General features: G+C 34.4%; 11 protein-coding genes. 9 read left to right on the top strand and 2 right to left on the bottom strand.

What is annotated here, in order from left to right; all coding sequences use genetic code 11:
- Nucleotides 1–35 precede the first annotated feature (35 nt).
- The 5 genes from mfd to U5A88_RS15580 are packed head-to-tail and all read left to right on the top strand — an operon-like array spanning nt 36 to nt 7,067.
- Nucleotides 36–3,404 carry a transcription-repair coupling factor gene (gene mfd, locus U5A88_RS15600; RefSeq protein ID WP_354208003.1) on the top strand — a complete coding sequence of 1,123 codons (3,369 nt, stop codon included), beginning with the start codon at nt 36–38 and terminating at the stop codon, nt 3,402–3,404.
- A gap of 21 nt (nt 3,405–3,425) precedes the next feature.
- Nucleotides 3,426–3,878, top strand: coding sequence for a hypothetical protein (locus U5A88_RS15595; protein WP_354208001.1), 453 nt, complete (start codon nt 3,426–3,428; stop codon nt 3,876–3,878).
- Nucleotides 3,879–3,916: 38 nt separating this feature from the next.
- A complete protein-coding gene (locus U5A88_RS15590; protein WP_354207999.1) occupies nt 3,917–4,765 on the top strand; it encodes a hypothetical protein in 849 nt (282 codons plus the stop codon).
- Between the two features lie 56 nt (nt 4,766–4,821).
- The gene (locus U5A88_RS15585) at nt 4,822–5,688 is read left to right on the top strand and encodes a hypothetical protein (protein WP_354207997.1); all 867 of its coding nucleotides are present in this window, start codon (nt 4,822–4,824) and stop codon (nt 5,686–5,688) included.
- A gap of 47 nt (nt 5,689–5,735) precedes the next feature.
- Nucleotides 5,736–7,067: a TlpA family protein disulfide reductase gene (locus U5A88_RS15580; RefSeq protein ID WP_354207995.1), complete on the top strand. Its 1,332-nt coding sequence runs from the start codon at nt 5,736–5,738 to the stop codon at nt 7,065–7,067.
- Nucleotides 7,068–7,077: 10 nt separating this feature from the next.
- On the opposite strand, the gene U5A88_RS15575 is transcribed toward U5A88_RS15580, so the two are convergent.
- Nucleotides 7,078–7,437 carry a YraN family protein gene (locus tag U5A88_RS15575; RefSeq protein WP_354207993.1) on the bottom strand — a complete coding sequence of 120 codons (360 nt, stop codon included), beginning with the start codon at nt 7,435–7,437 and terminating at the stop codon, nt 7,078–7,080.
- A complete protein-coding gene (locus U5A88_RS15570) occupies nt 7,438–8,439 on the bottom strand; it encodes a S66 peptidase family protein (protein ID WP_354207991.1) in 1,002 nt (333 codons plus the stop codon). It abuts the gene before it with no gap.
- A gap of 91 nt (nt 8,440–8,530) precedes the next feature.
- On the opposite strand from U5A88_RS15570, the gene metG reads away from it, so the two are divergent.
- The 4 genes from metG to U5A88_RS15550 all read left to right on the top strand — a co-directional run bounded on the left by metG (nt 8,531) and on the right by U5A88_RS15550 (nt 13,908).
- Complete coding sequence (gene metG / locus U5A88_RS15565; RefSeq protein WP_354207989.1) at nt 8,531–10,618, top strand: methionine--tRNA ligase; 2,088 nt, start codon at nt 8,531–8,533, stop codon at nt 10,616–10,618.
- Nucleotides 10,619–10,690: 72 nt separating this feature from the next.
- Nucleotides 10,691–11,479 (top strand): META domain-containing protein, encoded by a 789-nt coding sequence (locus U5A88_RS15560; protein WP_354207987.1) that lies wholly within the window; start codon nt 10,691–10,693, stop codon nt 11,477–11,479.
- 90 nt (nt 11,480–11,569) lie between these two features.
- A complete protein-coding gene (locus U5A88_RS15555) occupies nt 11,570–11,728 on the top strand; it encodes a hypothetical protein (protein WP_354207985.1) in 159 nt (52 codons plus the stop codon).
- 62 nt (nt 11,729–11,790) lie between these two features.
- Entirely contained in the window at nt 11,791–13,908 is a 2,118-nt protein-coding gene (locus tag U5A88_RS15550; protein WP_354207983.1) for a Tex family protein, read from the top strand.
- Nucleotide 13,909: the final 1 nt, after the last annotated feature.

Here is a 13,909-nt window from a genome sequence, read left to right as displayed (position 1 = left end):
ATTTATAATTTTATCTTTGCATAAAATTAAAACAATTGAGCAAACAAGCCATTGTTAAACTTTATGAGCAATCCGATAACGTAAAGCAGATTGCAACACTACTTCAGCAAGAAAACCAAAAGCTATTTTTATCGCATTTGGCTGGATCTTCATTGTCTTTTGTTATCTCGAACTCGTTTTCTGTTGTTGAAAAACCTTATTTGCTCATTTTTAATGATAAAGAAGAAGCTGCTTATTACTTAAATGATTTAGAACAACTTTTGGGTGATAAAAATGTACTTTTTTATCCGGGTTCTTACCGAAGACCATATCAAATAGAGGAAACTGATAATGCAAATATTTTATTGCGTTCGGAAGTGCTAAACCGCATTAATTCTCGGAAAAAACCAGCTGTAATTGTAACCTATCCTAATGCTCTTTTTGAAAAAGTGGTTACCAAAAGCGAGTTGGACAGAAATACGTTAAAATTGAGTGTCGGGATGTCAATTTCACTCGATTTTGTAAACGAAATGCTCTTTGAATATCATTTTAATCGTGTTGATTTTGTAACTGAACCCGGAGAATTTGCAGTAAGGGGCGGTATTGTGGATGTTTTTTCTTTTTCCAATGATGAACCTTATCGGATAGAATTTTTTGGAGATGAAGTAGATAGCATTAGAACTTTTGATGTTGAAACACAATTATCCCTAGAAAGGTTAAAAAAAATAAGCATTCTGCCCAATGTTGAAAACAAAAAACTTCAAGAAAAACGTGAAAGTTTTCTAAAATATATTTCTAGTAAAACTATTGTTTTTGCGAAAAACACAGACTTAATTTTTGACACCTTAAACGGATTATTTGAAAAAGCAAAAACAGAATTTTCTGAACAAAAACAGACCCTAAAATTAGCTGAACCTAAAGAACTGTTTTGTGATGGTGATTTGATAAAAAATCAACTTGAGGGTTTTAGTTTGGTTGCTTTTGACAAAAAGCGTCATGCTGTCCCGAAAGCTTTCGGGATTGTTTCAGCATCTCATAACGATGTTGAAATTTCATTTCAAGTCAAACACCAACCATCCTTTAACAAACAGTTCAATCTGCTAATCGACAATCTCAACCAAAACACGAAAAATGGCTTCACAAACTACTTGTTTTGTGCCAACGAAAAACAGGCTCAACGTTTTCATGATATCTTTAAAGATATTGATGAAAATGTGAAATATGAAACCTTAGTTTTTCCCATCTATCAAGGTTTTGTAGATAGTGATCTGAAAATTGCCTGTTATACCGATCACCAAATTTTTGAACGTTACCATAAATTTAGACTTAAAAGCGGTTTTTCTAAAAAACAAGCGATTACGCTTAAAGAACTAACCAATCTTGAAATTGGCGATTACGTTACCCACATGGATCATGGTATCGGCAAGTTTGGTGGACTCCAAAAAATTGATGTTGAGGGCAAAAAACAAGAAGCCATTAAATTGGTTTATGGTGATAGAGATGTGCTGTATATCAGCATTCATTCGTTGCATAAAATCAATAAGTTTAATGGTAAGGAAGGTAAAGCACCCAAAATATATAAGTTAGGCTCTGGTGCTTGGAAAAAACTCAAGCAGAAAACTAAAACCCGCGTTAAGCAAATTGCGTATGACCTTATTCAATTATACGCCAAACGAAAATTACAAAAAGGGTTTCAATCCAAACCCGATAGTTACATCCAATTAGAACTAGAATCGAGTTTTATGTATGAAGATACACCTGACCAATTAACGGCTACACAAGATGTAAAATCTGATATGGAAAGTAAACAACCAATGGATAGATTGGTATGTGGTGATGTTGGTTTTGGTAAAACGGAAGTCGCCATACGTGCGGCCTTTAAAGCAGTAGATAATGGTAAACAAGTCGCCGTTTTAGTACCCACAACCATTTTGGCATTCCAACATTTTAGGACCTTTACCGAACGGTTAATAGATTTTCCCGTGGTCATCGATTATATGAACCGCTTTAGAACCACCAAACAACGGAACGAAATTATTAAAGGTTTGGAAGCTGGTAAAATAGACATCGTAATTGGCACGCACCAATTGGTCAATAAAAAGGTAAAATTCAACGATTTAGGTTTATTGATTGTTGATGAAGAACAAAAATTTGGTGTTGGCGTAAAAGATAAACTCAAAACTATAAAAGCAAATGTAGATACATTGACTTTGACCGCCACGCCTATTCCACGAACTTTGCAATTTTCGTTGATGGCGGCTCGCGATTTATCGGTTATTAGTACTCCGCCTCCCAACAGGCATCCTATAGAAACACATGTTATCCGCTTTAGTGAAGAAACTATTAGAGATGCCATTCAATATGAAATTTCTAGAGGCGGACAGGTATTTTTTATTCATAACCGAATTGAAAATATTAAAGAAGTGGCTGGGCTTATTCAGCGTTTGTTACCCGATGCAAAAGTTGCGATTGGTCACGGACAAATGGATGGTAAAAAATTAGAGCAATTGATGCTTTCCTTTATAAATAATGAGTTTGATGTATTGGTTTCTACCACCATTGTGGAAAGTGGATTAGACGTACCCAATGCGAATACCATCTTTATAAATAACGCTAATAATTTTGGCTTATCGGACTTACATCAAATGCGAGGTCGCGTGGGGCGATCTAATAAAAAAGCATTCTGTTATTTTATTACACCACCTTACCATATGATGACCGATGATGCCAGAAAACGAATTCAGGCCTTAGAGGTTTTTTCAGACCTAGGAAGCGGATTAAACATTGCCATGAAGGATTTGGAAATCCGTGGTGCAGGAGATTTATTAGGAGGTGAACAAAGTGGATTTATAAACGATATTGGTTTTGACACCTATCAAAAAATCTTAAACGAAGCCATTGAAGAACTTAAAGAAAATGAATTTAAGGAATTGTATAAAGACTCTTCCGATAAACCAAAAACATTTGTAAAAGACATCCAAATTGATACCGACTTTGAACTACTTTTCCCTGACGATTATATCAATTCCATTACCGAAAGGCTGAACTTGTATAAAGAGTTGAACGAACTGAAGACGGAAGAAGAATTAAAAACTTTTGAAAAACAGCTCATTGACCGTTTTGGCGAATTGCCAGTTCAAGCAGAAGATTTATTAAATAGTATTCGCGTTAAATGGTTGGCAAAAAATATTGGTTTTGAACGTCTTATTTTAAAGAAAGGAAAAATGATTGGTTATTTTATTTCTGACAACCAGTCTAGCTATTACCAAACAGAAACGTTCACTAAGGTGTTACAATTTGTACAGCAAAATACAGCTAGTTGCACCATGAAAGAAAAAGAAACCCGAAGTGGATTGCGTTTGTTGTTGACATTTCCTAAAATCAATTCCATTGAAAAGGCGTTGGAATCATTATCAAAAATATAATATTAACTTAAAACTATACACATGAAGCTTAAAATAATTATTTCTCTATTACTTCTTGTTACATCACTAAATTTTACATTTGCTCAAAAAGAGTATCATGAGATAATTGATAAATTTTTAGAGGAATACAAGAAAGATCCTATTGAGGGTATAAATTATGTGTTTTCTACCAATAAATGGATGAGTAGAAATCAAGATGGTCTTGATAATTTAAAAAATCAATTAGAAAATTCGTTAGAACTTATTGGTGAGTTTAACGAATTTGAAAAAATAACTGAGAAATCAGTTGGGCAAAGCCTTAAACTTATCAGTTACCTCGCAAAGTACGATAGACAGCCTCTACGATTTACATTAATTCTTTATAAACCAAAGGATATATGGCAGGTCCAAAATTTTAAGTTTGATGATAGTTTGGGGAGCGAACTAGAGGAATCAGCAAAAATTTATTTTTTAAATGATAATTGGAAGTATTAAGTCACTTTCCCTATATTACTATTAGCTTTAAATTAAAAATGAAGTTTAGTCGAATTTTTCTTCACATGGTTTTTAGTGTTGTGCTAATCTCCTGTAGCTCTTCAAAAATAATTGAGGAAGAAATAAAACAACAAGTTGACTCCTTTACAGAAAATTTCAATTTTAATTCAAGCTCGGTTGATTCATTGCTAAAAAATTTATCGCACTTAAATGTAAGACAACGGGAAGATTCACTTATTAAGTATATGTCCAACGGCTTTATGCCTTCTTATAATTTTCAATTTAAAAGGGTTACATATGAACACAAAAATGCTAAAGGTGAAAAATATAAAATCAGTTTTTGGACCTCACCAGATTATTTGTCTATAGGAACGAATGAAGATTTTGTGAGAATGCCGCTTACGCCTCAATCGGCACAATTATTAGCAGATCAGTTTGGTTGTGTTTTGCCCACTACAAAGATGGTAGATGAAATATACGAAGCAGCCCACATAAAACTACCTCCCATCCCATTAACAGAACATAGAGATTCCCAACCAACATTTGTAAAACATCATCATTTAGTTCAAGAGCAGCTTGACGGAAAAATACCTTCGGACATTGTTGCGGGAATAAAAAAAGATGTAGTGCAATCTAAGGCAGTTCTAAAGAATCCGAAACCAAATAGAGTTGCAATTTATGGTTGGCATAAACTAAATGGAAAACCCATACAGCCTTTATATACTGGCCATGTGGATTGGTATGTAGATTACAGCCACGGTATACGGTTGGTTTATGAAAAAATGCTCATTAACAACAAAGTTTATTTTGTAAAAGATGTGTTGGACAATCCAAAACTTGCAAATAGTATATGCAATGATGGCGAATGTGGTTGGATGCGGTATTAAAAGTAAGCTACAGTTTTTCGGTACAAAGTTTGATGCTTTTTTAAAAAGCATCAACCATGAAAAATAAGCACAACATTTCTATTCCCAAACCTTGTCATGAAGATTGGCAGAAAATGACACCCAACCAACAAGGTAAATTTTGTAATACTTGTGCAAAGACCGTGGTCGATTTCACCAAAAAATCGGTAAAAGAAATACAAGCGTTCTTTATTGAAAATCAAGGACAAAAAGTTTGTGGACGTTTTCAACAGAACCAATTAGACTCCATTACTATTGAAATTCCTGAACAAGTTTTGTTACAGCAAGTTTCATTTTCTAGAATGTTTTTACTCGCTTTAATCATAGCTATGGGAGCAACCTTAATGAGTTGCAATAGCAATGGCAAAAAACAGAAAATTAATCAAGTGATTGTGTTGGATAGTGCTACCAATCCTGAAAATTTTGGAGAAAGAAAAACGGATGCAATAACAAAAGAAGAAACAACTGATAGTATTTTTGAAATTAAAAACGATTCACTAATTAAAGAAACTATACAAATTCCACCTACTCCGCCAGTGACAAATGGTGAAGTGGCTTTTGGTATTGTTATAGAAACTCCCCCTAGGTATAAAGAATCAACCGCTAAAACCAATTCCGAAATAAAAAAAGAATTTAACGAAAAAATGGTCGAATTTATCAATTCCAACTTAGATTTGAAAAATATCCGAAAAACCGTTCCAGCGGGGAAATATAAGAATTATGCATCATTTAAAATAGATAGTTTAGGAAGAGTAACTGACATAAAAACAAGAGCAAAATATCCGATAATAAAAACTGAAATCAATAAATTATTTGCCGATTTGCCAGATTTTATTCCCGGTACCCAAAGAAACAAACCCGTAAATGTTATGTACACTGTACCCATAACGTTTATAATAGATTAACTACCTTTGGTTCAGTTTTTGACAGGATTATATCAAATGATTTCACAATGCTAAAGAAATTCCTACTTTTAATTTTACTGACAACCACTTTTATAAATGCCCAACATACCCTTAACGGTAAAATGCACCCCAAAGGAGATTATGAGTGGATGATTTTATACCATATGCAGGGAGCAAAACAAAATTATATCGCCAATGCGGATATTACTGCGGGTGAGTTTTCTTTTAACTTGGCAGATAGTTTGGATGTTGGGGTTTATCGTCTCGTTTACGATTTGCAAAACCAGCTTTTTGTGGATGTAATTTACAATAACGAGGATATATCTTTTACGTTTAATCCCAATAACCCCAATCGGGAAATTGAATTTACAACTTCTGAAGAAAACAAGTTGTATTACAACTATTTAAATAGCACCGCCGTTCCGCAATATCAATTGGATTCCTTGCAAGTGGCATATTTTAACGCATCCGATAAGGTTAAAATCAGTTCGCTCTATCAAAAAAAACAGACTGACCTATCCAACATCCAACAGCAATTTGAGGAAAAATCAAAAGGAAAACTTGCTAATCATTTTATAAAAGCCAGTAGCAGGTTTAATGCCGAAAAGCCCATTGAAAAACCCGCAGATTATCTAAAAAGTACAAAAACCCATTTTTTTGATACTATAGATTTTAACAATGAAACACTATTAAATTCTACCTTTATTACCGATAAAATAAACGACTATATTTTTTACCTTAATGCCTCTGAAGATACAAATGTTAATACGCAACTTAAAAAAGAAGCCATTACAACCGTAATGATAAAAATTGGTAATAATTACAATTTGGCAAAAGATATTCAAGAAGTATTGCTGTACAATTTTACCCAACAACAAAATGTACCTGTTGTAAAATTTATTTTAGAGAACTACTATTCCAAATTACCACCTCAATATCAAGATTTAGATTTTAAAAAAGATGTTGAAGCTAAAATAAAAACCGCTTTGGGTAACAAAGTTCCAAATATTAAATGGGCAGATGACAACCTTTACAACCTATCGGGTTTCGACAATTATGTAATCGTGTTTTGGAGTTCGCAATGTGGGCATTGCCTTAAAGAAATCCCTGTTTTATATGAATCTTTAAAAGATAAAACGAATACAAAAGTTATTGCATTTGGGATGGAAGAAGAAGTTAGCAAACCTATTTGGGAAAAATTAATTTTAAACTATCCTGCTTTTATTAATGTTTACGGAGCTAATAAATGGCAAAATAAAGTTGCACAAGAATTTGGTATTAACTCTACACCCACTTATTTTATATTAGATGCTGATAAAAAAATTATTGGAAAACCCAATGATGTTGAGGAAGTGAAAGTATTTTTTGAGGAAAAATAAATTTCATTATTCAAAAATGATAAAAAGCATTTTCTAAGTGCTCAATTTCAAATTTGTTGTTGTTATTTACAATAGCAATGATATCAAACCGCACATTTACGTCTAAATCTTTAGAAATTACATAATGGTCTGCTGCCATAACCAATAATTTAATTTTCTTATTACTTACAAAATCTTGCGGTAATCCAAAATCTCGAGTAGAACGTGTTTTTACCTCAACAATAGCTAAGACATCCTCTTTTTGTGCAACTATGTCTATTTCTGCTTTTAAATACCTGTAATTAATATCACGAATTTTATAACCATTTTTCTTTAAGTAAGCAATCGCTAACTCTTCTCCTTTCCTTCCTAATTCGTTGTGATTAGCCATCTATCGTTCAAACTTAACCACGGTTTTACTTCCTTTCACTTTCATTTTAATCTCTCTTCCTAAAATCAATGTTCTATTATCTGTAATATGCCCAGCGGGGAAATCAAATGCTACAGGAAAATCATAATCCTTAACTGCATCTAAAATTATTTCTTCATAGGTCATACCAAATTCGGAAGGCTCCGTTTTTATGCCCGACATTCCACCAATTATTAAACCTTTGCAATTCTCAAAATAACCAGCTCTTTTAAGGCTAATTAACATTCTGTCAATATGATATAATGCCTCGCCAACCTCTTCTAAATACAAGATCTTTCCGCTAACATCAATTTGCGATTTAGATCCTAACATACTATATACTAATGATAAATTTCCTCCAACAACAACAGCTTCTGCATTCCCTTCTCGATTATAATCAGACTCCGCAACCCTGTATCTTACTCGCTTTCCAAAAAAGGCTTTTTTTAATGATTTTATGGCGTATCTCTGTTCTTTATTATCTGGTTTATAAGTCAAAGGCATTATACCATGCATGGTTTCAATACCCATATTATGGACTTCGTTATGAAAAGCAGTAATATCCGAAAAACCAATAATCCATTTTGGGCTTTGCTTAAACTTAGTAAAATTAAGGTCATCTAAAATTCTGATTGCTCCATATCCACCCCTTGCACACCAAATGGCTTTTATATTATCATCATCCAAAGCTTTTTGAAAATCTGCTAAACGTTCGGCATCTGTCCCTGCAAACTTGAAATGTTGGCTGAATAAATTTTTTCCCAATTTCACATTTAATCCCCATTTTTTTAGCAAGGTTATTCCATTGTTAACGCCCGTAGAATCTCTCACTATTCCAGCTGGTGCTAAAATCATCACCGTATCTCCTTTTTGCAGACTTGGAGGTTTAATCAATGATCTATTGCTATCGTTCTGAGCTAATGCGGTGATTGACATCAAAAAAAGAAAAAAAATGCTAAAAATTTTACTCATTATAGTTTTCATTACTAAGGATTTTCGTAAAAATAGATAAAATGCCAAATATAACTAGTCTTATAAGGCGTTTTTCTTATTTTTGTGACACTAAAAATCAGCAATGAGCACACGCAAAAGATACACCATTACCGCAGCATTACCTTACACAAACGGCCCTGTCCATATTGGTCATTTGGCGGGTGTTTATGTACCAGCAGATATTTATGCACGTTACCAACGTTTGCTAGGTCATGATGTGCTTTACATTTGTGGATCAGATGAGCACGGTGTACCCATTACCATAAAAGCAAAAAAAGAAGGCATAACGCCGCAAAAAGTGGTTGATAAATACCATGAGATGATTAAAAAATCATTCGCGGAATTTGGAATTTCATTCGATAACTATTCACGTACTTCTGCTAAAGTACATCATGATATGGCTTCTGAATTTTTTAAAAAATTATATAAAGACGGAAAATTCATAGAGGAAACCAATGCTCAATTGTATGATGCCGATGCCAACCATTTTTTGGCGGATAGATTTGTTATAGGTACATGCCCAAAATGTGGATTTGAAGAGAGTTATGGAGACCAATGCGAAAATTGTGGAACAAGCCATAATGCGACAGATTTGATAAATCCAAAATCGGCAATTACCGGAAATACGCCTACGTTAAAGGAAACCAAACATTGGTTTTTGCCGTTGGACGACTATCAAGATTGGTTACGAAGCTGGATTGTTGAAGGACATGCCCAGGACTGGAAACCTAATGTATTAGGGCAAGTAAAATCATGGTTAGATGACGGATTGCGACCCAGAGCGGTTACCCGTGATTTGGATTGGGGAATTCCCGTACCAGTTGATGGTGGCGAAGGTAAAGTGCTTTATGTTTGGTTTGATGCCCCTATTGGATATATCTCATCCACCAAAGAATGGGCAGAACGAACAGGCAAGGATTGGCAACCGTATTGGAAAGATAAAGACACTAAATTATTACATTTTATTGGCAAGGATAATATTGTGTTTCACTGTATTATTTTTCCGAGCATGCTCAAGGCGGAAGGTTCTTATATTTTACCTGAAAATGTCCCAGCAAATGAGTTTTTAAACTTAGAAGGAAATAAACTTTCTACCTCAAAAAATTGGGCGGTTTGGTTACACGAATATTTAGAAGAGTTTCCTGACAAGCAAGATGTATTGCGTTATACATTAACCGCAAATGCCCCAGAAACTAAAGATAATGACTTTACTTGGAAAGATTTTCAAGCAAGGAACAACAATGAACTGGTTGCCATTTTTGGAAATTTTATAAACCGTGTTGTGGTGTTAACCCATAAATATTATGATGGACAAGTACCAGCGGCAGGAAAATTCTCGGAAGTTGATGAGGATACGCTAATGATGCTAAAAAAATATCCGCAAATCATATCAAAATCAATTGAAAGATACCGCTTTCGTGAAGCTCAAATGGAATTGATGAATTTGGCTCGTTTGGGTAATAAATATTTGGCGGATGAAGAACCTTGGAAAGTCATCAAACAAGATGAAGAACGTGTAAAAACGATTATGTTTGTTGCACTTCAAATTGCAACAGGATTGGCCGTTCTATCTGAACCGTTTTTGCCTTTTACTTCCAATAGATTGAAAGCTATACTGAATGTCACATCGAGCACCTCGACTCCGCTCGGCACAGGCTCCGAAGAGATGTTTTGGAAAGATGTTTCTAAAAAAGAAGTTCTTCTTCCAACGGGTCACCAAATAGGCAAAGCGGAATTATTATTCAACAAAGTTGAAGATGCTGAAATTCAAAAACAGTTGGACAAACTAGCTGCTTCCAAAAAAGCTAATGAACAAGAAAATAAAGCCGTTGAACCTCAAAAAGATACGATAGCCTTTGAGGATTTTACCAAATTAGACATTAGAATTGGCACAATTTTAGAAGCTGTAAAAGTCCCGAAAACAAAAAAACTGTTAAAATTAAAAGTAGATGTTGGCATAGATGTGCGTACCATAGTTTCGGGCATTGCAGAGAGTTTTAGCCCCGAGGAAGTTATTGGACAGAAAGTTACGGTATTGACCAATTTAGCTCCAAGAACCATTCGTGGTGTAGAAAGTCAAGGTATGATTTTAATGTGCGATACACCTGATGGAAAGTTAAGTTTTATCGAGCATGATGGAGAGGTTGAGAATGGTGGGAAAGTTAGTTAGGAAAGCCCTCCCGATAGCTATCAGGACTAGCCCTTCCCAAAGGGAAGGGGATTTATTATTAATAAAAAAAATATGAAATCAACACATCTAATAATCTTACTTGCTATTGTTCTATTTAGCTGTAAAACAAAGAAAAAAAATAACAATAATGCTGAAAAAGCCAATGAAACAGTAGTTGATATGCATAACAGTATGAATGCGTTGGATTGGAACGGTACGTATCAAGCTACTTTACCCTGCTCAGACTGTGAGGGTATTAAAACAATTCTTAAGATTAATGACGATTTAACATTTACTAAAAAATCGAAACACTTAGAAAAAAAAGATACTGTTTTTAAAATTGAAGGAAAATTTGCTTGGGCGGGTAATGGGCAAGTGATAATGCTTAATAACGATAAATCACAACAATATTTTATCGGGGAAAATAGGATTTGGAAATTGGATAAAGATGGCTATAAAATTACTGGTGATTTAGCCCAAAACTATATTTTTAATAAACAACAAATTCAACTCACCGACCGCCATTGGAAATTGGTAGAACTAAATGGTAAAAAAGTAGCGTACGATAAGAAAAAGGGTAATCAACCTTATCTTATACTAAGACCCGATGAAGAAAACAAGGTTTATGGGAATGCGGGTTGTAATCGCTTCTTCGGTACTTTTGAACTTAAAGAAGGTAATCAAATTACTTTTTCGCAACTAGGTGCTACCAAAATGTATTGCTCAAACATGGAAACCGAAAAACAATTTTTAGAAGTTCTCAGTAAAGCTGATAATTATTCTTTGGATGGTGAAACCTTGATGTTGAATAAAGCGAAAATGGCACCTTTGGCTAAGTTTGAGGTAGCTTATTTTGAATGAAGTATTAATTATCAAAAAAAATTGCATCAATTCTTATTTAGATTGAATAAAAATAACTAAATTTATCCCGTTATTTTATCATCTAACGTTTTGGGTAAAAAGAAGAAAAAGAAAGCAATTAAAAAATTACAAAAGTTAGGGTTGATTCCTGAAAAAGTAAAAAATGATTGCTGTAAAAAATATAAAAAAGGAGAGCAGAAGCGTTGCAAAAAATGTCCTTGTTTTGATTTGCTCAAAGAAGTGGCATAACTTCTACGAATAACCACTTTTCTGCTAGATAGTTTTTATATTGCACGTCCTTAAACTATTCAATGTTAACGTATATAGAATCTCACATTAATCTTCCTGAAAAAGGCATTAAAAACACGATTGAATTACTAAATCAAGATTGCACCATCCCGTTTATTTCGCGTTACAGAAAAGAAGCCACGGGCAATTTGGACGAAGTTCAAATAGGCGAAATTGTCAAGTATAAAGAACAGTTCGAAACGCTTGAAAAACGTAAACTTTCCATACTAAAGTCGTTAGAAGAACAAGAGGTTTTGACCGACGAACTCAAACAAAAAATTGAATCCGCCAAGGACTTAACTACTTTAGAAGACCTCTATTTACCTTTTAAAAAGAAACGAAAAACCAAAGCGGAAACCGCCAGAAAAAATGGACTGGAACCTTTGGCAAAAATCATCATGGGCCAGCGGGCAACAGATATTGAATCCATCGCCCGCAACTACCTAAATAATGAAGTGTCATCAGTTGAAGATGCTTTGAGGGGAGCACGGCATATCATTGCCGAATGGATCAACGAACGTACGGATATACGGAACAACCTCCGTCGTCAACTGGAGCGTCACGCCCAGCTTTCGACCAAAGTAATTTCAGCCAAAAAAGAGGATGAAAAAGCTCAAAAATTTAGAGATTATTTTGATTGGTCAGAGAGTTTGAGTCGATGCCCTTCACATCGTTTATTAGCAATTTTAAGAGCTGAAAAAGAAGGTTTTATCCGTGTAAAAATTGAAATTGACAATGATAAAGTATTGTCTAACATTGAAAACAGAATTGTTCGTTCTGATGGTGAATCTGCAGAACAAATACAATTAGCCATTCAAGATAGTTATAAGCGTTTGCTTTTTCCAACCTTGTCCAATGAAATTCTAAACATCGCCAAAGAAAAAGCAGATGATAATGCCATACAGGTTTTTGCTAAAAACCTAAAACAATTATTATTAGGTGCACCGTTAGGTGAAAAGAATATTTTAGCCATTGACCCAGGCTTTAGAACGGGTTGTAAAGTTGTGTGTTTAAACGCTCAAGGCGGATTGGTGCACAACGAAACCATTTATCCGCATGCTCCCCAAAACGACAGCATTGGTGCTATTAAAAAGATAAGTTCGTTGGTTGATGCTTATAAGATAGAAGCCATTGCCATAGGAAATGGAACCGCCTCAAGAGAAACGGAGCGATTGATTCGTAAAATAAGATTCAACAAAGACATTCAGGTCTTTGTGGTAAGTGAAGCGGGTGCTTCTATCTATTCAGCCTCTAAAATTGCCCGTGATGAATTTCCGAATTATGATGTTACCGTGCGTGGTGCGGTTTCTATTGGTAGAAGATTGGCCGACCCTTTGGCAGAATTGGTAAAAATTGATGCGAAATCCATAGGTGTAGGTCAATACCAACATGATGTGGATCAGACCAAACTAAAAAACAGTTTAGATACCGTCGTAGAAAGTTGTGTAAATACCATTGGTGTAAACATAAACACCGCAAGTGAACCTTTGCTAAGCTATGTTTCAGGAATCGGTCCAAAATTGGCAGAAAACATTGTCGCTTATCGCGATGAAAATGGTGCATTTAAATCACGAAACGAAATTAAAAAAGTTTCTCGATTAGGGGATAAAGCCTTTGAACAAGGAGCAGGGTTTCTACGCATTAAAAATGCTAAAAACCCTTTGGATGATTCAGCAGTTCATCCTGAAAGTTATGGTATTGTTACAAAAATGGCAAAAGAAGTAACAAAGAATGTTGAAGACTTGATTGGAAATTCCGATTTACTTCAAAAGATAGATTTGCAACAATATGTATCTGACACCGTAGGTTTACCCACATTAACCCACATTATTTCCGAACTGGAGAAGCCTGGATTAGATCCTCGTGAAAAAGCCAAAGTTTTCACATTCAATCAAAATATAAAAACGATTAACGATGTAAAAGCTGGTCAATTACTGCCCGGAATTGTAAATAACATTACCAATTTTGGATGTTTTGTAGATATTGGCATCAAAGAAAGTGGTTTAATACACGTTTCCAACTTATCTGATACTTTTGTAAAAGATGTAAGTGAACATGTAAATCTTCACAAACAAATCATTGTAAAAGTATTGGAAGTTGATGTGGTAAGAAAACGAATTCAATTAAAACTGCACCAATAGT

It is taken from the genome of Aureibaculum sp. 2308TA14-22 (assembly GCF_040538665.1).
Lineage (GTDB): Bacteria > Bacteroidota > Bacteroidia > Flavobacteriales > Flavobacteriaceae > Aureibaculum.
This window is presented reverse-complemented; position numbering and strand designations above follow the sequence as displayed.